The following is a 21697-nucleotide window of genomic DNA, read 5'->3' on the forward strand; positions in this document are numbered from 1 at the left end:
CAGCCAGGTTTAGAAACGGAGCATCATGGAAGTAGCGGCGATATTTACCCTCTTGGTGGTGGTTGCCACCTTGGCCGCCCTCGCGTTAACCCGCATTGCCCCCGATGCAATTCTGATGGCCGCCCTTGGCTGCCTCGTCATCAGCGGCACGTTATCCCCCGCCCAAGCGCTACAAGGGTTCTCCAACCCAGGGGTGATCACCATTGCCACGCTCTACGTGGTTGCCGCAGGGCTAAAAGAAACCGGGGCCATTCAATGGCTCGCCCATCTTCTGCTGGGCCAACCCTCAAGGCTTCGCCAGGCACAGCTACGCGTATTGCTACCCGCCGCCGGGCTGAGTGCGTTCATGAACAACACCACCGTGGTCGCCATGTTCATCCCCGCGATACAAGAGTGGGCCGCACGGCTGAAACTACCGCCGGGCAAGCTGCTGCTACCGCTCAGCTACGCGGCGATTATCGGCGGCACCTGCACCCTGATCGGCACCAGCACCAACCTGGTGGTGGATGGCCTGCTGCAGACCGAGCGCGGCGTCAGCCTATCGATGTTTTCACTGGCCTGGGTCGGCGTACCGTTAGTGATTGTGGGCGGCACTTTTCTGTATTTTTTTACCAACCGCCTACTGCCCGAACGCCAAGGCGTGCTTGAGCAGCTCGAACAGGCCCGCGAATACTCGGTAGAGGTCGAGGTGGAAGCCAAAGGCCCCCTGGTGGGTAAAACCATCGCGGATGCAGGGCTGCGCAGCCTGGCCCACGGCTACCTGGCGGATATCGAACGCCACGACCACCTGCTAACCGCCGTACCGCCGGAAACCGAACTGATGGCCGGTGATATACTGGTATTTATCGGCGCGCCGGAATGCGCCCGCGAGCTACGCCGTATTCGTGGCCTGAAGCCCGCCAGCGGCGATGTCCACAAGCTGGATATCGCCCACCACCGGCGCTGCCTGGTGGAAGCGGTCATCGGCCCTGATTTCGGCGGCCTGAACCAAACCGTCAAGGCGTCGCGCTTTCGCTCCCGCTATCAGGCCGTGATCCTTTCCATCTCGCGGCATGGAAAACGGCTGCCGGGCAAGTTAGGCGATATATCACTGCAAGTGGGCGATACCTTGTTGCTGGAAACCGCCCAGGATTTTGTCGACCAGTACCGCTACCGTAAAGACTTCTTGCTGGTAAGCGGCCTGACCGACTCCACACCGCCGGATTTCCGCAAAGCCCCCGTGGCGCTTGGCATATTGGGAGCCATGGTAGTACTAAGCGCCACCGGGCTATTGTCGATTCTGGAAGCCGCACTGCTCGCCGGGGGCGGCATGGTTGCCACCCGTTGCGTGCCGGTCAGCAAAGCGCGCCGCTATATCGACCTTTCCGTACTCATTGTGATTGCCGCCTCCTTCGCGCTGGGCGCAGGCATGACCGAAACCGGCGCCGCCGCCCAGGTGGCCCAATGGCTACTACTCGCCGATGACCTGGCCCCCTGGGCCGCGCTGGCGATAGTCTATTTAATGACCGTGGTCTTCACCGAGCTGATTACCAACAACGCCGCCGCCGTGCTGATGTTTCCTATCGCCGTCTCGGTGGCCGACCAGCTAGGGGTAAATTTTTTACCCTTTGCCATCGCCATCATGTTTGCCGCCTCGGCCAGCTTCATGACCCCGCTGGGCTACCAGACCAACCTGATGGTGCTCGGCCCCGGCGGCTACCGCTTCAGCGACTACCTGCGCCTAGGCGCACCGCTCAGCGCGATTGTCGCCGTCACGGTGATAACCCTGGTGCCGCTGATATGGCCTTTTTAAGAAGGAAGACGCCGCTGCGCGGCTGAAGAAGTAAGAAGTAAGAGGCCTTTCTTCTTCCTTCTTCCTTCTTCCTTCTTCCGTCTTATTTCTTCGTCTAAGGATTTTCTGTGACTGCTTTTATCTCGAATGAACGACGCGCCCGCCTGATTGAAGGCGTACATGCCGCCGGGCGTGAGGTCATGGCGGTTTATGAGCGTGATTTCTCCGTCGAGACCAAAGAAGACCAAAGCCCGCTCACCGAGGCTGATATGGCCGCGCACCACTCGCTGGTAGCGTTGCTGGAGGGGCTTACCCCTGGCGTGCCGGTGCTCTCCGAAGAGTCAGCCGAGGTCCCTTTTGCCACACGCCAGACTTGGCAGCGCTATTGGCTGATTGACCCGCTGGACGGCACCAAGGAGTTCATCAACAAGAACGGTGAATTTACCCTTAACGTGGCGCTGATCGAAGAGGGCGTGCCGGTATTCGGCATCGTCTACGCGCCGGTGCTGCAAACCACCTGGGTAGGGCAGGTGGGCGGTGAGGTTTTCAAGATCGCACAGGGCATTTACATCAATATTCAGGCGCGCGAACTGCCAGACCCAGAAAATGAACCCTGGAAGGTCGTCGGCAGCCGCCGCCACGGCGCTGAAATCTTTGAAGCCTTCTGCAGCGGCTTGCCCGCCCACGAGTGCGTCTCAATGGGCAGCTCTATCAAGCTCTGCCTGGTGGCGGAAGGCAACGCGGACCTTTACCCGCGCCTGGCTCCCACTTGCGAATGGGACACCGCCGCCGCCCAGGCCATCGTCACCGCCGCCGGTGGCGAGGTGCTCAACGCCGAAAACCTAGAGCCGCTACGCTGCAACCAGCAGGAAAGCGTGCTCAACCCTTATTTCATCGTATGCGGCCAGCGCGACAGCCGCTGGGAAAACGCCCTTAAGGCCAGCTTGAAGCCGGAAGCTTGAAGCTGGAAGTAACCCCGAAGTCAAAGCCACTCCACCTAGGGTAGTTGCAGTGGCTTTTCCTTCCAGCTTCTAGCTTCTAGCTTCTAGCTGTTGTCATTGAACCAGAACATCCGGAAACCGTATGACTGAAATAACCCCCGAACGCCAGACCCACCTCAAACAGCTCGAAGCGGAATCGATCCATATCATTCGCGAAGTCGCCGCCGAGTTTTCCAACCCGGTGATGATGTACTCCATCGGCAAAGACTCCTCGGTGATGCTGCACCTGGCGCGCAAGGCGTTTTACCCCGGTACGCCGCCGTTCCCGCTGATGCACATCGACACCACCTGGAAGTTCCGCGAGATGATCGAGTTCCGCAACCGCATGGCGCAGGAAGCGGGCATGGAGCTTATCGTCCACACCAACGAGGAAGGCCGCGCGGCGAACATCAACCCGTTTGATCACGGCAGCGCCAAGTACACCGACATCATGAAAACCCAGGCGCTCAAGCAGGCGCTGGACAAGCATGGTTTTGATGCTGCGTTCGGCGGTGCCCGGCGCGATGAGGAAGCGTCCCGTGCCAAGGAGCGCGTCTACTCCTTTCGCGATAAATACCACCGCTGGGACCCGAAAAAACAGCGCCCGGAGCTGTGGAATATCTACAACGCCAAGGTCAACAAGGGCGAATCGATCCGCGTTTTCCCGCTCTCCAACTGGACCGAGCTGGATATCTGGCAGTACATCTACCTGGAATCGATCCCCATTGTGCCGCTTTATTTATCCGCGCCACGCCCCGTGGTCGAACGCGACGGCATGCAGATCATGGTCGACGACGACCGCATGCCGCTGGAGCCGGGCGAAGTGCCGGAAGAAAAATGGGTGCGTTTCAGAACCCTGGGCTGCTACCCGCTCACCGGTGCGGTGGAATCCAAGGCCGCCACCTTGCCCGAAGTGATCCAGGAAATGCTGCTGACCAAAACCAGCGAACGCAGCGGCCGCGCCATCGACCACGACCAGGCCGGTTCGATGGAGAAGAAAAAGCGTGAGGGGTACTTCTAGCGCGCCGGAGGCGCGCTAGAAGAGCTAGAAGTTTGAAGCTAGAAGCTGGAAGAAAAAGCAACTGCACCCCCTCTTGAGGGCGTGGTTTTGACTTCTGGGTTTCTTCCAGCTTCAGGCTTCAAGCTTTCAGCTTCAAAACCCCGGAGGGTGTCAAATGGACTTTGAGAAGCTTCAGGTTTGGAAGCGGTCAGCCAGGCTCTCGGCTGAGCTTTACAAGGCAATGCGCGATCAGCGCGACTTCGGCTTCAAGGACCAGATCACCCGCTCAGGGCTTTCGGTGCCCAGCAATATTGCAGAAGGTATGACGCGAGGAACGCCCAAGGACAAGCGTCACTTTCTGCTGATTGCCAAAGGCTCATGCGCTGAACTCAGAACACAGATATACATTGGTATTGATATTGGCTACATCGAAAAAGTCTGTGGCAACCAATGGATACAAGAAACGCGAGAGATTGCGGCCATGTTATCTGGCCTGATCAGCAAACTCTCAACTGAATGAATTGGCTGGAAAGCAAAGGGACTGGGTTTTCTTCCCGCTTCAAGCTTCCAGCTTCCAGCTAGGGTTATATTATGGCTCACCAATCTACTCTCATCGCCGATGACATTGAGGCCTACCTCAAAGAACACGAAAACAAAGACCTGCTGCGTTTCATCACCTGCGGCAGCGTCGACGACGGCAAATCCACGCTGATTGGCCGGATGCTCCACGACTCCAAGATGATCTACGAAGATCAACTGGCGGCCATCACTCAGGCTTCAAAGACCAGCGGCACCACCGGCGATAACGTCGATTTGGCGTTACTGGTTGATGGGCTTCAGTCGGAGCGAGAGCAGGGCATCACCATCGATGTGGCTTATCGTTTCTTCTCTACCGATAAGCGCAAGTTCATCATCGCGGATACGCCGGGGCACGAGCAGTACACCCGCAATATGGCGACCGGTGCTTCTACCGCTAGCCTGGCGATTATCCTGATCGATGCCCGCCATGGCGTGCAGACCCAAACCCGCCGCCACAGCTTCATTGCTGATTTACTGGGCATTCAGCACCTGATCGTTGCCATCAACAAGATGGACCTGGTCGACTACTCAGAAGAGCGCTTCGAGGAAATCAAGGCGGAATACCAGCAGGTGGCCGAGAAACTCAATGCCCCGGATATTCAGTTTGTGCCCATGTCGGCTCTGGAAGGCGACAACGTCGTTAACGCCAGTGCCAACATGCCCTGGTACCAGGGCGAAACACTAATCCAGCGGCTGGAAAGCGTCGAAATCACCCACGACCAAAACCTGCGTGACCTGCGCTTCCCCGTGCAATACGTTAACCGCCCCAATCTGGACTTTCGTGGCTACAGCGGAACGCTGGCCGCCGGCATTCTCACGCCAGGCCAAACCATACGCGCGTTGCCATCGGGCAAAACCACCCAGGTAGAACGCATCGTGACCTACGATGGCGACCTGGAAGCCGCCTACCCAGGCCAAGCCATTACCGTCACCTTGTCGGATGAAATCGACGTCTCCCGTGGTGACTGGCTGGTGGAAGAAGACAGCCAGGCACCCCTGGCAACGCGGTTTGAAGCCGACATCGTATGGATGCACGAAACGCCGCTAGAGCCCAACAAGCTCTACGACCTAAAGCTGGCCACGCGTGAAATGGCCGGTAAGGTCAGCGTTATCGACTACCAAATCGATGTGAACACGCTGGAACACCGCCATGCGGAACACCTGGACCTCAACACCATTGCCCGCTGCCAGGTAGAGCTAACCGCTCCAATCCCGGTGGATGACTACCGCACCAGCCCCGGTACAGGCAGCTTTATCATCATCGACCGCCTGACCAACATTACCGTGGGCGCGGGCATGGTCCACCAGCAACTGGAAAGCGAGTTACCCTACGAATTCCGCGAGCACGACAGCAAAGCCAACGTGGTGTGGAACCGCGCAAGCGTCACTCCCGACCTGCGCGCCCGCATAAAAGGGCATGCGGGTAAATGCGTATGGTTCACCGGGCTTTCCGGTTCCGGCAAATCGACCCTGGCCAACGCCCTGGAAGTTGAGCTCAACCGCCGCGGCTACCACACCATGCTGCTGGATGGCGACAACCTCCGCCATGGCTTGTCGAAAGACCTGGGCATGACAGAAGAAGACCGCGTCGAGAACATCCGCCGCGTTGGCGAAGTGGCAAAGCTGTTTGCCGAGGCAGGCATCATCGTGATTACGGCGTTTATCTCCCCGTTCCGCAAAGACAGAGAAACCGCCCGCGCCCTGTTTGACGAAGGCAGCTTCATCGAAGTGTATGTAGACACACCGCTGGATATCTGCGAACAGCGCGACCCCAAAGGGCTCTACCAAAAAGCACGGGAAGGCGTCATCAAAGACTTCACCGGCATCAACAGCCCTTACGAAGCGCCCAAAAAAGCCGAGATGACCGTTAACACGGAAGAGCTAGAACAAAGCGATATCATCAACAAATTGATGAAAATCATCTGATAGCGGGATAAAAGCCTTCGGCTGGACCCAACAGGTTTTTGTAGGAGCACGACTCCGTCGAGCGATCGCCCCAACTACAAGCACTGACCAACGGCAGTACACAGCAGCAGGTTTTTGTAGGAGCCCGACTTTGTCGGGCGATCAGACCATCTACAAGCATTCACCTTTGGCAGCACACAGCCCAGCGCTTGTCCACGTAGTGCCTGCCATTAATAAAATGTATGATGCCGATTAATTTACATAGCGATGCAGCTCGGCGGCTTGAATCGTTTCACCGCCGTGCTGCATAGCACACGTCATATCAGTAGGGCATGGGAATGCGTCCGTTGAAATCCCAGGGCGGTAGCGTGCCTAAGTTTCCAATTACTCCACAAAAGGATGGCTTGCTCGATGAGCACACCACAAGAATTCAATAGCGAAAACCACGACGAGATAGACCTACGTGATTTGGCGCTGATGTTGATAGAGGGTTGGTACTGGATTGTGGGCAGTATTGTGGTTGCCCTGATTGCTGCTTTTTCCTATCTGATGGTGTCCCCGACCATCTATGAAACGAGCTTTCGAGCGGTGCCCGCATCCAGTAGTAACTTCTCCGGGTTTAATCTTTTTGATGATTTCACTATCACACCTGAAGATGCCTATCTTGCGTTGGGCAACCGGCTATCCAGTTTCCAGAACTTTGAAGCCTATGTAGAAGAGAATCAAGAACGCTTCGAGTTGGATGAGGGGGGCGACCTTGGGCGTACGTTCAGTAGACGACTAAGTATTAGCGGGCTTTCGAATAATGCGGACGGGAGCATGGTACTGGAAGTCCACTATCGCTACCCGGAAGGTGAGCAGGGTGATGAGATTCTTAACAACTACGTTCGCGATACTTCTGAGCAAGTTTGGGCGACTTTGCGTGAACGTTTTAACGAATACAGCCGTGTACAGATCGCTAACTTGGATACTCGCCTTGAACTTCAGAAAGAGGCTCTCCAGCAAAGTCGTGAAGAGCGGATATTTGAACTGGAGCAAGCCATTACCGTGGCTAGGCGTCTTGACATCGAGAAGCCCACTACCCCTCAGCAATTTGGACGCCAGCTCACTGGTAACGAAGTAATCTACGCCGATATCGACAGTGGTGATGGCACATTACCTTTGTATTTTATGGGGTTTCAAGCGCTTGAGGCTGATCGTGACACTCTTCGTGATGTTATTGGCCAAGGCCTGAGTAACGAAGCAATACGTGAAACCCGACAGGAAATGGAGCAAATCCTGCGAGTGGTTGAATTGCTGGAGAGTGAACAGCTTAGTGGAGTTGACAAAGATGTTGAGCCTAACCACACAGAGCGAGTGGTGGATGTGGTGGAATACGCTCACCAGCCATCAGAGCCAAGTGCACCACGCAAGGGCTTGATCCTCATCCTTTCCCTAATGCTCGGTGGTATCCTTGGTGTGATGCTTGTGTTCCTGCGTCGTTTAGCTTTTATCCTGCGTCAATATAAGCGTAATAAAAGTGCTTGAGTAAGCAAGCGCTTAAAAGCGTTAGCAATCAACCAGCCCTAGCATGGCAGAACTAATTGCTACCTACTGTAGTCCCTTCTCTGAGTTGGAAGGCTAGTTGAATGAACCGCATAAAGGAATAATTGCATTTTTAAGTAGCATAAAGTATGACGCAGTTAAGAATAAGTAAGTTATTTTATGTTATGCTTTTTAAGAACTCTAGAAGTTTTTGTTTATTTTTGAAAGTGTAGCTAAGTCATATAGCTTTTTTAGCCTACTAGCAGATCTTTTTATATAGAGAATTCAGGTTAGAGCTATGCTTAAGATTTTGGTTTTAAAATCTTTTTTTATTAGAGTGTTTGCCACGATGGTGGCTGGAGTATATTGTATAAAGTAATATAGCACCGAGCTTGTTAAAATATTTTTCATTGTAGCAGAGTTGATTAGCTAAAAACCACTTTTTAAAAAAGTAAATATCAGGCGTTGTGATAAATTATGTTTAAGTTTAAAGTGCGTATCTTTCACGTTGTTCTAGTAGTTAGCTTTTAAATTAAACTTTTTTTCTCATGGTTTCTTAACGAATTTTAACGTGGGGATTTATACTTCTGATGATTCATAGAGCTTATGTAACTTTTGCGATTGCATTGGTCATTATTTCGCCGGCTTTGATCACTGACAGCTCTGTAGTTAATTTAAGGCATTTTATAGTCATCGCTTTTATGAGCTTCGCGGTATTTTTATTTTTAGTATATATTTATCTAGCAGGTTATGTGCGTCTTAATGTCTTTTATGTGTTTTTTTTATTTTCGTTATTTATTTTAATCTCTTACTTTTCTGCGAGCGTTGGTTATGGTTATCATAAAATTATAATTGGATGCATGGTTCCATTTGTTTTTGCTTTAGCTGTTGTTTCGTCGTGTAGACTTAAAGAAAAGGATATAATATTATCATTTGTTTATCTGTCAATTCTTTCCCTTGTTGTTGGGGTTGTGGATAAGGCGGGGCAAGACTTTTTTGTCCGTGGTGTCAGATTTGGTTTTTTTGGGGCGATAACTATGTCGTGGATGATGTCCATAGCATGTCTTATTTCGCTTTATTTGTTTTTTAGAGAAGGGAAAAGATATTATATATTTTTAGGAGTAATTTTCTTACTAGCAGTGTTATGGACTCAGTCGAGAGGAGGCGGGGTTGCGCTTTTAGTGTCAAGTTTTATTTTAATCCTGTTGTCTCAAGAAAAACGTAATGTGCGCCGCTTGCTCTTATATATGTTATTTTGTTCCATGCTAGTGGTTTTATATTTGTTTACTGAAGGTTATGGATCAATAGGAGGCAGGCTAATAAACACGGTTGAAGGAATTGTTCATGGAACGAAAGATTTATCAGAGATTTTCGGAATAAGGTACTATTTTTATAAGATTTCCTTTGAATCCATATCCTTAAAACCCTTCTTTGGGGTTGGAGTAGGTGAGTGGAGTGAGCTAAATAAAGCCACTGACCATTTTTATCCACACAATGTTTTTCTTGAGGTGGCTTCAGAGTCTGGCTTGCTAAATTTCACTTTATTCATTTTCATGCTCCTAATTATTTTTATAGACGTAAGGGTGATAGGTAAGGTGTTAATGATTTATGGCTTACTTTCTCTCTCTTTTAGTGGTGATATTTCTTACTTGAGATATTTTATTTTATTGCCTTTGATGTTGTTTTTTATTAAAGGTGGTAGATTTATTAAGTGCAAAGAGGAAGAGGTGTAGGGTGAAAAAAATTATTTATATCGCTGGGTACGGCCGGTCGGGCTCTACAGTGCTGGATATCAAAATAGGTGAAATGGTAAATGGCTTAAGTACTGGTGAGTTGGGTTTTTTCTTTAGAGATGTTAGTAAATATAGTAGTTCAAGGTGTAGTTGTGGTGAAAGCTACTATGCCTGCGAAGTATGGGGAAGGGTGTTTGAAAAAGAAAGTTTTAATTCAAAAGTTGAAGAAATTAATAGAAGATGCTTCATGAGTCCTGCCTTTGTAGCTCCTTACTATTGGCTAAAAATTTTGCTGAATGGCGCTGTGCCATCTAAGAAAAGGTTGAATAATGGCACAATAAAAATTTTAGATGAGGCTTTCTTAGCGTCCCCTTCTGGTGTTGTAATAGATTCAAGTAAGACAGCCTGGTTTTGTTATAAGCGCCCGTTGTATTTGAAAAAATTAGGGTATGAAGTTATTGTTGTCCATATTACCAGGCCGCTTGATGATGTTTTATCATCGGTTTCGAAAGGAGATAATAAAGTGTTAATGGGGGATCGGAAAAAAGAGAAGTTTTTTAAGATTTTAAGAGCTAAAGTTTCATATTTCTTTTCAAATAAAAAGGCCGAGAAGTTATCAGAAGAAGTTCCATATTTAAAAGTTTCTCAAATTGACCTGAAAAATGATGAAACTGCTACTCTTGAAAAGATTAATGAATTTCTAAAAGGTGCCGGTCTTGGTGCTTGTGATCATGAAAGAGGGGGGGCGGCTCATTTAGTCGGAGGTAACCGGCTCAAGTACAAGCAAGTCAAGTGACCGTGGCTAAAGGCTAGGTAATATTGTGAAAATAATATATCTTCATCAATACTTCAATACACCACAAATGTCTGGTGGAACGAGGTCCTATGAAATGGCACGGCGAATGGTTGCTGCTGGCCATGAAGTGCATATGGTTACCAGCTATCGGGAGCATGCCAAATATCTTGGTTGGTTTACAACTGAGGAGGCCGGCATTCAAGTACATTGGTATCCAGTTCAATATTCCAACCACATGGGGTTTATGCAACGTATCAAAGCTTTCTTGGCTTTCGCTTACGCTGCGCGAAAAAAGACTGTAGAGTTGAATGGTGATATCATTTTTGCTACAAGTACTCCGCTTACCATTGCTTTGCCTGCTGTAACTGCTTCACGTAAAAATAAGGTCCCAATGGTATTTGAGGTGCGTGATTTATGGCCTGAGATGCCAGTTGCTGTAGGTGCTTTAAAGAACCCCATACTTCGTCTCTTTGCTCAAAAGCTTGAGCATTGGGCATACCACAATGCAGATGCCGTAGTTGCACTTTCCCCCGGTATGAAAGATGGCGTTGTGCGTACTGGTTACCCGGAGGAAAAAGTCGCTGTAATACCTAATAGCAGTGATAATGTCGAATTTATATTTGACCCCGTGGCTGCCAGCCGCTTTAGAGCTGAGCGGGAGTGGCTAGCTGATCATCCGCTCTTGGTATATACAGGCACCTTTGGTCAAGTAAATGGTGTCAGCTATCTTGTAGAAGTTGCGAAAGAGTTAATGTCTATTCGGTCTAATGTAAAAATTCTTTTAGTAGGGGATGGTGTAGAGAGAGAAAAAATCGTAGCTAGAGCTAAAGAACTTGAGGTTTTAGAAAAGAATATTTTTATTGAAGAAAAAATTGCTAAGTGTGAAATGCCGGCTTTGTTGAGTGCTGCAACCATGGCATCCGTGCTGTTTGTTGACCTTCCTGAAATGCGTTCTAACTCGGCTAACAAATTTTTTGATGCTTTGGCCTCTGGGACTCCGGTACTTCTTAATTATGGAGGATGGATGCATGATTTGGTGAAATCTCACGGTTGTGGACTGACAATGTGGGGGTGTACAGCCAAAGAAGTAGCTGAAGAGCTTGAAGAAAAGATGAATGATCAGCAGTGGATAGAAAAGGCCGGTACCAAGTCTAGAGTCCTGGCTGAAGAATGCTTTGATAGAGATTTACTGGCAAATGAGTTATTGTCCATTCTGGAGCTTTCCGTAAAAGGTTCTTCGGAAGAAGTTTCTAAAATTGCACCTGGCAGCTATTTATAATGTGCAAGGTTTTCTTTCATTCTTTTAGGCGGAGTTTTTTTTGATTGGTTACAAGTTCTTCTGCGAAAGAAATGTTACTTGGCGAGAAAATCAGGGTGGTCTTTTTCCTTTATCACCTCCGTTTGTGTTATCTGATTTTAAAGGTTTTTTAGCTCGTCGAATAATTTCAGAAAACGATTGTTTTTTCTTAAGATGGGAGAGTGATTTTGATCAGATTATAGATGGTGAGTGGTGGCATATTATAAAAGACTCTTATGATGAGCTAGACTCTTTGCCCAAGAAAACGCGTTATATGGTTCGAAAGGCCGCTAAGAGCTATGAAGTCAAGCCGCTTACTCTTCACGAGGTTATAGAAAATGCTTATCCCGTTTATGAGAGTGCATATCGAAGATATAATACACATGAGCCTATGCTCACGTATAAAGTTTTTTGTAATGCCATTGCTAAACTCCCCAAGAATACAGAATTTTGGGGAGTCTTTGAAAAAGAGAGTCAGCGGTTAGTAGGTTTTTCTGAAAATTATATAGAAAAGAAAACTTGCTTTTACCTAACAATGTGGCTAGAGCCTGAGTCTATGTCTAATTTTTCTGGTTACCTCTTGTTCCATGAAATGGAACTTCATTACTTAAGAGATTGCGAATTTAAGTATGTATCAGATGGAGCAAGAAGTATTAGTCATGATACGAATATACATGGTTTTTTGTTAAGCAAGTTTAATTTTCGTAGAGCATATGCGAAATTGCATGTCGTTTACGTTCCATGGTTAAAGGTTGCTGTTTCTGTCAGTTATCCTTTTCGGAAACTAGTTAGTAAGGTTCCCTTTAGTCCTTTTAGAAAAGCTTCGATTCTTCTTAAACAAGAAGAAATACGCCGCGCAAGTAACAAGGTGAGTAGTTGATGTCAGGGCGTTCATCATTTATGGTGCGAATGGCGCGGTACATTCAGAAGTCCCCTTTATGGCTGTTTCGGTTTGTCGAATGGCCCTTTGTGTCTTTGTTTGGAAAACAATGCAGCAATACGCAAGCTATCTTCGTGCTTGCCTTGCCTCGTAGTGGTTCTACGGTAACATATCAGGCCATCTGTCATGGTTTTTCAGTTAACTACCTTTCCAATCTATGGCATTTGCTATATCAATTACCGTTAGTGGGAGGTTGGCTGTCGGCTAAAAAAACGCGATATCACCTTTCGGATTTTAATTCTCATCATGGCTTTGTGCCTGGCCTTGATGGACCCGCTGAGGGGGTCCGCTTTTGGCAATGGTGGCTGGGGTGCGGGTTAACTGATTCAGATTGTAAAACACTCTCGATTAGAAAAAGACAAAAGCGGGTAGCCTATATCCGAAGAGTATTTTCTGTTTTGGCTAGGAGAGGCCAGCCCTTTACAACGGCCTATTTGGGCCACGCTTTGGTGCCGGACAGGGTGCAAGAGGCGTTCCCGGGTGCTGTGCTAATTCGTCTAAGACGTGAGCCAGTCTCTAATGCCTTGTCTCTACTTAAATCCATGCGTCAGGATGGCTCCAATTGGTTTTCAGTTAAGCCCCATGAATGTGAAGGATTGGATTCTGCCACGGAGCATGAGCGTGTGGCTGCACAGGTGTATTGGCTGAACCGACGATTAGATGATGCAGCTTGTGCTAAGGCAATTCTCACTATTCATTATGAGCAGTTGTGCGAAAACCCCGAAAGGGAAATTGAGTATATTCGACAATGGTGCAAAGAAAAGAATGTTTCCGTAGATCGGAAATTCGATTTACCCATAGCTTTCCCTTTTAAATATGCGGATCTTAATGCAGATGCGGATGCCGCCAAGATTCGAGAGGCATTGAATAAACTGGAAGAGAAATATGGAAAGTTGGAGGTTTGATAGTGAGTCAGTTTGGTTTATCTCGCGGCCAGTCTATGATTAAACGCAGTTTTGATTTTTTGCTAGCTCTTTTGGGGCTGCTGGCAACCACATGGCTCATTTTACTGGCCTGGATGGCTGCAAGTTTGGATACCCGCAGCAATGGCTTCTTCGTTCAGCAGCGCGTGGGGAAAGATGGACATTTGTTTCGTGTGGTCAAGATAAAAACGATGCGTCCAAGCCGAGAACTTAGCACGACAGTGACTCGCTCTGGGGACCCTCGCATTACGCCCCTTGGTCGTTTTTTCCGCAAGACCAAAATTGACGAGTTGCCACAGCTATGGAATGTACTCCTCGGTGACATGAGCTTTGTGGGCCCACGGCCGGATGTGCCCGGCTTTGCGGATAGCCTGGTGGGTGAAGAGCGTCGGCTTTTGAGTATTCGTCCTGGCATTACAGGCCCAGCTACCCTCAAGTATCGTAACGAGGAAGAACTGTTAGCCGCGGCCGAGGACCCCGAAGCCTACAACCGAGAGGTGATCTGGCCAGATAAGGTGCGGATCAACCTTGAGTACATTCGTCATTGGCGTTTGGGCAAAGACCTGCAATACATTTGGCAGACCGTAGTGGGATAATAGCGATGAGCTACGGCTGGTGTCTGGAAATACTTTGAATGGATGTTTAAATGCTGAATGGACCCTTTTCGCCTTGGCCTTCCTTCACTGAAGAGGAAGCTCAGGCTGTGCAGAATGTGTTGCTTTCCAACAAAGTGAGTTACTGGACAGGCACTGAAGGCCGCGAATTCGAACGTGAGTTTGCCACCTTTGCCGGCACTGAATACGCGATTGCCTTGGCAAACGGCACCACGGCGCTTGATCTGGCCTTGAAAGGGCTGAGTATTGGCGAAGGCCAAGGAAGAGGGCGTGATGAAGTCATCGTTACTTCGCGCACCTTTCTTGCTTCTGTCTCTAGCATTGTCACTGCAGGGGCTGTGCCAGTGTTTGCCGATGTCGATCGTGATTCACAAAATATTACTGTCGAGTCGGTTGCAGAAAAAATCACGCCTAACACTCGGGCAATTATCGCTGTGCATCTAGCCGGTTGGCCTTGTGAGATGAAGGGGCTAATGGCGCTTGCAGAGCAATATGGGCTTTATGTCATTGAGGATTGTGCCCAGGCCCATGGTGCTACTTATCGAGATCAAAGCGTTGGTAGCATTGGTCATGTGGGCTGCTGGTCGTTCTGTCAGGACAAGATTATGACCACTGGCGGTGAGGGTGGCATGGTCACAACTAATGATGAGTCTTTGTGGCGTCGCATGTGGGCATATAAGGACCATGGTAAGAGTTGGGAAGCCGTCTATGAGCGCGAGCATCCTCCCGGTTTTCGTTGGTTGCACGAGAGCTTCGGCACCAATTGGCGGATGACGGAAATGCAGGCGGCTATCGGGCGCATTCAGCTCGAACGCATGCCAGCATGGAAAGCCGCTCGTCAGACCAATGCCCAGAGGATATGGCAGGTGGCTGGCGAAACGCCTGGGCTGCGGGTGCCTACTGTACCAGACCATATCGAGCATGCTGCTTACAAGTGCTATGTGTTTGTGGAGCCATCTCAACTAGCCGAGGGCTGGAGTCGTGACCGTATACAGCAGGAAATAGTCGCCCGTGGCGTGCCTTGTTTTTCCGGTTCATGCTCGGAGGTATACCGCGAGAAGGCCTTCGATGGCACCGGCTGGCGCCCGGAATCGTCATTGCCTATAGCGCATGAGCTTGGCGAGAGTAGTTTAATGTTTCTTTGCCACCCAACGTTGACGTCAGAAGAGATCGAGAAGACCTATGAGGTTTTACATGCAGTAATGAGCGAAGCAGCCGAGCACTATAGTAAATGAGAATCATGCCACTGATTCAAAGCCTGGCGAGTCGTTTGAAAGGCGAGATGGCGCTAGCTCTGGGGCGCACTTTTCTTGCAAGGGGGATCGCAGCGCTAGGAAGTCTCGCTCTTGTTATCGTGTTAGGGCGGCTCTATGGTGCGGTTGGCGTGGGGGTGTACGCTTTAGCGCATGCGCTTCTGATGGGAGCCGCTATCCTGGCCCGCTTTGGCATGAATAATGCGCTGATGCGCTTTGTAGGTGAAGATCACCACTCCCCTCATGTCATGCGCTATCTGCTCTGGGCATGTGGTAGGGCATTGGGGGCTAGTAGTGTTATAGCCTTAGCTACTTACTTCGGGCGCGGTTTGTTGGAAACAGGGTTTGGCGCGGAAGGACTATCTGAGGTATTGGTTGGCATCTCAATAGCTACTCCCGCTTTTACCCTGGGGTTTCTGTTCTCAGGGTTCTTTAAAGGAGTTAGAAGGCCTGCCACAGCTTGCTTGCTGGAGAATGGTTCGGTTGCGTTGTTAGCTGGCGTGCTAGTGGTCTTGTTGCATCAATATCTACATTTCACAGGTATGGCCGTTATTGGTTGGGCTTATGCTGGAGCCGCCTGGTTGGTTCTTGGCCAAGGGGCTTGGCAGCTTTGGCGTTGGTACGGTCGTCAGAATTGGTCAGTCAAAGATAGCACGCCATTACCAAGTGTTGACCGACATCAATTTAAGACTTCTTCGCAGGCATTTTTCGTAATGAGCCTTGCAGGGTTCATGCAAACTGTACTCAGTATCATGGTAGCCGGTTGGTTGTTGAGCGATGAAGGGCTGGGGCTATTCAAAACCTCTCAGCAAACGGCTATGTTGATTAGCTTTATCTTAATTGTTATTAATGCCATATTTCCTCCACGTTTCGCTCGCCTGTACAGGGAAGGAAATTTTCAGGCGCTGGGTCGGCTGGCGCGGCAGGGTGCTTTATTGGGTGTGATAATTGCCATGCCTATATTGCTAATTTGTCTGTTCTTACCGAGCTTGCTCTTGGGTCTGTTTGGCAGCGAATTTCCTCAAGCAGCGCCGCTATTGCGCATTATTGCATTGGCTCAGTTGATCAATGTGGCGACTGGGTCGGTCGGTTTTCTGCTTAATATGACGGGACATGAGGCGCTTATGCGCAATATCGCTCTTATATGCAATGCCATTGGACTCTCAGCGTTTTTCGTGATGATCCCGCCCTTTGGGCCACTAGGGGCGGCTATAGCGTTGTCCTTCGCTTTAGTAGTACAGAACCTAGTTGCGCTCTATTTTGTGTGGCGCAAGTTAGGTATTTGGACTTTGCCTCTTCCTAATGTTATGAATGGGTTAGGCATTAAACCTGAGTTAGATAGGTAGTTGGTAAACCATCAAGGCACCCGGTATTGATCAGGTTTAGCTGTACTTAGTACGCTATATACTTCTTATGGCCTACCTTATCTCCCCTACATGTCGATTAAGAGGCAGTGTTGTTACGTCCAAGGACCTTTGGTGGATCTAGTGATGTGGCCTTTGACATGATATAAGTGATCTTGGAGAGGCAAAAGGAACTAGAGCTGTATAATTTTGGCCTAGCGCTCGTTCGGCCAACCTAAGTATCAGCGGTTACCTAAACCTCTTTCTTATCAATGCTAGCTGCACCTTAAAACTCGCTCAGATATATGCAAAGCATCAACTTAGTCGCTGGTAGCGTACTGCATAGACGGTGGGGGATTGAGCCGAAAACGAGCTTAGTGCTTGGCATGTGCTTAATAAACTAATGTTTGAAGTTGTCAAATAGAAAGATGTAAGTAAGATTTAAAGGAGACAAATGAAAATTGCTATTGCCGGTACTGGTTACGTAGGTCTTTCCAACGCAATGTTGTTAGCTCAGCATAATGAAGTGGTTGCTTTGGATATTGTTTCAGATAAGGTAGAGCTACTAACTAACCGTAAAAGTCCAATCATTGACGCAGAAATTGAAGACTTCTTGGCCAACAAGGAACTCAATTTTATCGCTACGTTGGATAAAGAACATGCGTACAAGAGTGCGGATTATGTGGTTATCGCCACGCCTACGGATTACGATCCGGATACAAACTACTTTGATACTAATTCTGTGGAATCTGTGATTCAGGACGTGATGACCATTAATCCGCAGGCGGTAATGGTGATCAAATCTACGGTCCCGGTGGGCTACACCACTGAGGCGTGCAAACGATTTGGTACGCAAAACCTTATCTTTTCGCCGGAGTTTTTGCGCGAAGGAAAGGCTCTGTACGATAACCTTCACCCCTCACGCATTATCGTTGGTGAGCGCTCCGGACGCGCTGAAACATTTGCTGGGCTGCTCATTCAAGGGACTATCGAGCAAAACGTTCCGGTATTGTTTACTAACAGCACCGAGGCTGAGGCGATCAAGTTATTTGCCAACACGTACCTCGCCATGCGCGTGGCCTACTTTAACGAGCTGGATAGCTATGCGGAGAGCCACGGGCTCGATGCTGGACAGATTATTGAGGGGGTAGGGCTCGATCCGCGTATTGGAAAGCACTACAACAACCCCAGCTTCGGATATGGTGGCTACTGCCTGCCCAAAGACACCAAACAGCTATTGGCGAACTACGATGAAGTCCCCAATAACATGATTCAAGCGATCGTCGACGCCAACCGCACGCGCAAGGATTTTGTCGCCGAGCAAATCATCAAACGCCAACCCAAAGTCGTGGGCGTTTACCGCTTGATCATGAAAACCGGCTCCGACAACTTTCGAGCCAGTGCCATGCAGGGTGTAATGAAGCGCATCAAGGCTAAGGGCATTGAAGTCGTGGTTTACGAGCCTGCGCTTGAGGAGGAGACTTTTTTTGGGTCGCGGGTAGTCCGCGATTTTGAAGTCTTTAAAGCGGAGGTTGATGTCATTCTTTCTAATCGCATGGTGCCGGAACTTGAAAACGTGAAAGGTAAGGTCTATACCCGCGACCTATTTGGCACCGACTGAGCCTTATTGGAAGGATTCTGCATGACCAAATCAGGCCATATGCATCGCTCTATTGCTGAGTTAAGCCGAGCAAAGAAGCGCTTGATCATGGTCGCCGCTGACCTAGTGGCGTTGCCGTTGGCGCTATGGTCGGCTTACGCGCTGCGTTTTGCTGATTGGTGGCCAGAGCGCTATATCGACCCCTTCTGGTGGCTGTTTTTTATTGTCCCCCCGGCAGGTGTTTTCGTGTTTGCTCGACTGGGCCTTTATCGTGCCGTGGTGCGCTTTATGGGCCCCCAGGCGCTTTGGGCGGTGGTCAAGGGCTCGCTGTTGATGGCGTTGCTGATGTGGGCCGCGGCCTATTTTTACCAATGGCAACAGTTTCCGCGCTCGGTGCCCGTCAACTTTGCACTGGTGACGCTGGTGTATGTGGGTGGTACCCGGCTGATTGTGCGCAGTTACTACCATTGGTTGATCAAGCATTATACTGAGAAGGAACCCGTGGCCATCTACGGGGCTGGTGGAGCGGGTGCCCAGTTGGCCCTGGCGCTTTCCAGCGGGCGTGAGTTTTATACCGCTGCGTTCCTGGATGATGATCCGGCCCTATGGGGGAGCACCATCAAGGGCGTGAAGGTGCATGACCCGGATGACTTCAAGGCGCTTGTCGAGAAGTTGGGTATTAGGCGCGTGCTGCTTGCCTTGCCAACGGCTACTAAAGCGCAGCGTAAACACGCGCTGGATAAACTGGCCGATTTGCCCGTGCGTGTGCAAACCGTGCCCTCCATGCCAGAGATTATTTCGGGTACGGCGAGTGTTGATCAGCTACGCGAAGTTGAGCTGGAGGATTTGCTGGGCCGCGACCCTGTGCCGCCTCGTCAAGAGCTGATCAATGCCAGCATTCGCCATAAGGTGGTCATGATCACCGGCGCGGGTGGCTCCATCGGCAGCGAGATGTGCCGTCAGGTAATGCGCGGTAAACCCAAGGCAGTGATTCTTTTCGAGATCAGTGAGTTTGGCCTTTACGCTATCGAGCAGGAGCTGGCGGCGTTACGCATTGAGATGGGGGAGACGTTTCCCCTCATACCGCTGTTGGGTAATGTCTGTGATCGTAATCGAGTAGAAGCCGTCATTCGTCATTATGGCGTGCAGACGCTCTACCACGCTGCCGCTTATAAACACGTGCCCATTGTTGAGAACAACGTGCTGGAAGGGGTGCGCAATAATGTACAGGGCACCCAGGTGGTGGCGGAGAGTGCCGCGGCGTTAGGCGTTGAGCGCTGTGTGCTAATCTCCACCGATAAAGCGGTGCGCCCCACCAACGTGATGGGGGCAACCAAGCGCATGGCCGAGTTGGTATTGCAGGATCTGTCCACCCGTTTTGCCTTGAAAGATAATCACTGCACTATTTTTTCCATGGTGCGTTTTGGCAACGTGCTTGGCTCCAGTGGCTCCGTAGTGCCGCTTTTCCGCCGTCAGATAGAGCAGGGCGGGCCTATCACTGTTACCCACCCGGATATCACTCGTTACTTCATGACCATCCCCGAGGCGGCGCTACTGGTGATTCAGGCAGGCTCCATGGCCGAAGGTGGGGACGTGTTCGTGCTGGATATGGGCGATGCCGTGAAAATCGTGGACTTGGCTAGACGCATGGTTCAGCTCACCGGCCTGGAAGTGAAAGATGCAGAAAACCCTGACGGTGATATCGAGGTGGTTTTCAGCGGCCTTCGCCCCGGTGAGAAGCTCTACGAGGAACTGCTGATTGGCGATAATGTGGTCGGGACACAGCATCCCAAAATAATGCGCGCCCACGAAGAAGTCCTGCCCCATAAGGAACTAATGGCGCTGCTGAATGAACTGCGCGAGGCGGAACGAAACCTTGATAGCCACCGCGCCTGCGCCGCGTTGAAGCGAGGAGTTAGCGGCTTTTCACATAGCGGTGATATGTGTGATTTGTTGCCTCACAACGACCAGCACCAAGGGGGTTGGGCGTCGAATCTTACGTAGCTCTAAGCCTTGAGCCTTTCAGCAGCGTTCTTTGTACTGGCTGTTGTAGTTGAGCTTCTGGTATGGATTGACCCGTCAAGGGGACTGTTGTCTCTTTAGTTCATTCTGCTGTTCTCAATGCCTAGGGGGCAGGAAGCGGAGGGCTACCTGTGAGGGTGGAACTCTCTGGTGTTCGTGGGGTGGGTACTGACCTGTCATCACCGTCGTTGCGGAGCTGCCCTGCTCTACAAGCGAGGGTTACTCAACCCCAGAGGGCGTGGCCTCATAGGAGCGCCAGGGGTTCCCCCTCTGGCCTCACACTCCCTGACATTCTGACACCTAGGTATTGAGACATTATGGTCATGCCGTGGGGTTTGTTCATGGCGTCACAGGCAATGGCTCATAAAAGGCCTGCCATTTATTGTGCCACGGCCGTAGTGAGCTGTTGCTTTATCTTATTGCTGGTGGTAGGGCTCACAGAGGCGCTTCTGTGCTTCCCAGGCGATGGCCTGGGCCAATTAGCACTTGCTGATTTACGCTAGACCGTTTCATGACCTGCCTCCCTTAATTTCACCTGCTCTTACTCCGCGCACCCACAGGCAATCGAGTTTCTGCTTGCTAACATCAATGGTATCCGGCCGGTGAACACATCTTCCGCTGAGCTCCGACTTCGATGACGGTGGTGTCCACCTATTCCTTAGTGGACACCTATCATGAGTGAGTTAAGCGTATTGGAAGCACCTCGAAAGCGTCGCCGATTTACAGCCGAGTTCAAGGCCAGCGTCGTCGAAGCGTGCCAACAACCCGGTGCCTCAGTGGCCGGCATCGCTTTGGAGCATGCCTTGAACGCCAATCTGGTGCACAAGTGGATTCGTGAGGCTCGTCGCATGGTGACGGTAAGTGCCCCCCCGGCATTTGTCCCGGTGCCGATGACAAGCACCACAACACTGACGTCGACCCCGCATCAGGAAGCCGAGCCTATTCGCCTTTCACTGCCTAGCCCCAAAGGCACCGTGACCATCGAATGGCCGCTGTCCGATGCGCAGGGGTGTCGGGCGCTACTTCGGGATCTGCTGTCATGATTCGTATCGACGAGATCTGGCTGGCCACCGAGCCACTGGACATGCGCGCCGGTCCCGACACGGCCCTGGCCAGGGTAGTGAAGGTGTTCGGCACCGCGCGGCCGAACTGCGCCTACCTGTTCGCCAATCGCCGTGGTAACCGCATGAAAGTGTTGATCCACGATGGCCTCGGCATCTGGCTGTGCGCCCGGCGTCTAAACCAAGGCAAGTTTCATTGGGCCGGTAACTGGCACGGCAATAGCGTCAAGCTCTCTCCCGAACAGCTGACCGTGCTGGTACAAGGTCTGCCCTGGCAACGCATTGGGGCCGACGGCGTAATCTCGGTGGTCTAAGGCGCACTTGCCACGAACGGCACAAAACACCGTGGTGGGGTA

The 21697-nt window shown here is 50.5% G+C and carries 18 protein-coding genes; all 18 read left to right on the plus strand.

Annotation, left to right across the window (positions count from 1 at the left end; all coding sequences use genetic code 11):
• The first annotated feature begins 25 nt into the window (after nucleotides 1–25).
• The 18 genes from HXW73_RS05165 to tnpB all read left to right on the plus strand — a co-directional run bounded on the left by HXW73_RS05165 (nucleotide 26) and on the right by tnpB (nucleotide 21655).
• A complete protein-coding gene (locus HXW73_RS05165; protein ID WP_186255204.1) occupies nucleotides 26–1792 on the plus strand; it encodes an SLC13 family permease in 1767 nt (588 codons plus the stop codon).
• Between the two features lie 107 nt (nucleotides 1793–1899).
• A complete protein-coding gene (gene cysQ / locus HXW73_RS05170; RefSeq protein WP_186255205.1) occupies nucleotides 1900–2733 on the plus strand; it encodes a 3'(2'),5'-bisphosphate nucleotidase CysQ in 834 nt (277 codons plus the stop codon).
• A 121-nt stretch (nucleotides 2734–2854) separates the two neighbouring features.
• Nucleotides 2855–3772 (plus strand): sulfate adenylyltransferase subunit CysD, encoded by a 918-nt coding sequence (cysD, locus tag HXW73_RS05175; protein ID WP_186255206.1) that lies wholly within the window; start codon nucleotides 2855–2857, stop codon nucleotides 3770–3772.
• 154 nt (nucleotides 3773–3926) lie between these two features.
• A complete protein-coding gene (locus HXW73_RS05180; RefSeq protein WP_186255207.1) occupies nucleotides 3927–4271 on the plus strand; it encodes a four helix bundle protein in 345 nt (114 codons plus the stop codon).
• Between the two features lie 71 nt (nucleotides 4272–4342).
• Nucleotides 4343–6256 carry a sulfate adenylyltransferase subunit CysN gene (gene cysN, locus HXW73_RS05185; protein WP_186255208.1) on the plus strand — a complete coding sequence of 638 codons (1914 nt, stop codon included), beginning with the start codon at nucleotides 4343–4345 and terminating at the stop codon, nucleotides 6254–6256.
• Nucleotides 6257–6646: 390 nt separating this feature from the next.
• Entirely contained in the window at nucleotides 6647–7762 is a 1116-nt protein-coding gene (locus HXW73_RS05190; protein WP_186255209.1) for a GNVR domain-containing protein, read from the plus strand.
• Between the two features lie 587 nt (nucleotides 7763–8349).
• Nucleotides 8350–9492 carry an O-antigen ligase family protein gene (locus HXW73_RS05195; protein WP_186255210.1) on the plus strand — a complete coding sequence of 381 codons (1143 nt, stop codon included), beginning with the start codon at nucleotides 8350–8352 and terminating at the stop codon, nucleotides 9490–9492.
• A 1-nt stretch (nucleotide 9493) separates the two neighbouring features.
• Nucleotides 9494–10288 (plus strand): hypothetical protein, encoded by a 795-nt coding sequence (locus HXW73_RS05200; RefSeq protein ID WP_186255211.1) that lies wholly within the window; start codon nucleotides 9494–9496, stop codon nucleotides 10286–10288.
• Between the two features lie 106 nt (nucleotides 10289–10394).
• Nucleotides 10395–11567, plus strand: a complete 1173-nt coding sequence (locus tag HXW73_RS05205) for a glycosyltransferase family 4 protein (protein ID WP_240538717.1) — start codon at nucleotides 10395–10397, stop codon at nucleotides 11565–11567.
• A 40-nt stretch (nucleotides 11568–11607) separates the two neighbouring features.
• A complete protein-coding gene (locus tag HXW73_RS05210; protein WP_186255213.1) occupies nucleotides 11608–12465 on the plus strand; it encodes a hypothetical protein in 858 nt (285 codons plus the stop codon).
• A complete protein-coding gene (locus HXW73_RS05215; RefSeq protein ID WP_186255214.1) occupies nucleotides 12465–13430 on the plus strand; it encodes a sulfotransferase family protein in 966 nt (321 codons plus the stop codon). The genes HXW73_RS05210 and HXW73_RS05215 overlap by 1 nt, the downstream gene beginning before the upstream one ends.
• A gap of 2 nt (nucleotides 13431–13432) precedes the next feature.
• Entirely contained in the window at nucleotides 13433–14044 is a 612-nt protein-coding gene (locus HXW73_RS05220) for a sugar transferase (RefSeq protein ID WP_240538718.1), read from the plus strand.
• A 50-nt stretch (nucleotides 14045–14094) separates the two neighbouring features.
• On the plus strand, nucleotides 14095–15297 hold the full coding sequence (locus tag HXW73_RS05225) for a DegT/DnrJ/EryC1/StrS family aminotransferase (protein WP_186255215.1): 1203 nt from the start codon (nucleotides 14095–14097) through the stop codon (nucleotides 15295–15297).
• Nucleotides 15298–15302: 5 nt separating this feature from the next.
• A complete protein-coding gene (locus tag HXW73_RS05230) occupies nucleotides 15303–16661 on the plus strand; it encodes a lipopolysaccharide biosynthesis protein (protein ID WP_186255216.1) in 1359 nt (452 codons plus the stop codon).
• Nucleotides 16662–17112: 451 nt separating this feature from the next.
• Nucleotides 17113–18279 (plus strand): nucleotide sugar dehydrogenase, encoded by a 1167-nt coding sequence (locus tag HXW73_RS05235; RefSeq protein ID WP_186255217.1) that lies wholly within the window; start codon nucleotides 17113–17115, stop codon nucleotides 18277–18279.
• Between the two features lie 21 nt (nucleotides 18280–18300).
• Nucleotides 18301–20262 (plus strand): polysaccharide biosynthesis protein, encoded by a 1962-nt coding sequence (locus tag HXW73_RS05240; protein WP_186255218.1) that lies wholly within the window; start codon nucleotides 18301–18303, stop codon nucleotides 20260–20262.
• 692 nt (nucleotides 20263–20954) lie between these two features.
• Nucleotides 20955–21323: an IS66-like element accessory protein TnpA gene (gene tnpA, locus HXW73_RS05245; RefSeq protein WP_186252813.1), complete on the plus strand. Its 369-nt coding sequence runs from the start codon at nucleotides 20955–20957 to the stop codon at nucleotides 21321–21323.
• On the plus strand, nucleotides 21320–21655 hold the full coding sequence (gene tnpB / locus HXW73_RS05250; RefSeq protein WP_186252812.1) for an IS66 family insertion sequence element accessory protein TnpB: 336 nt from the start codon (nucleotides 21320–21322) through the stop codon (nucleotides 21653–21655). Before tnpA ends, tnpB begins: the two co-directional genes overlap by 4 nt.
• Nucleotides 21656–21697: the final 42 nt, after the last annotated feature.

Source organism: Halomonas sp. SH5A2 (genome assembly GCF_014263395.1).
Classification (GTDB): Bacteria; Pseudomonadota; Gammaproteobacteria; order Pseudomonadales; family Halomonadaceae; genus Vreelandella.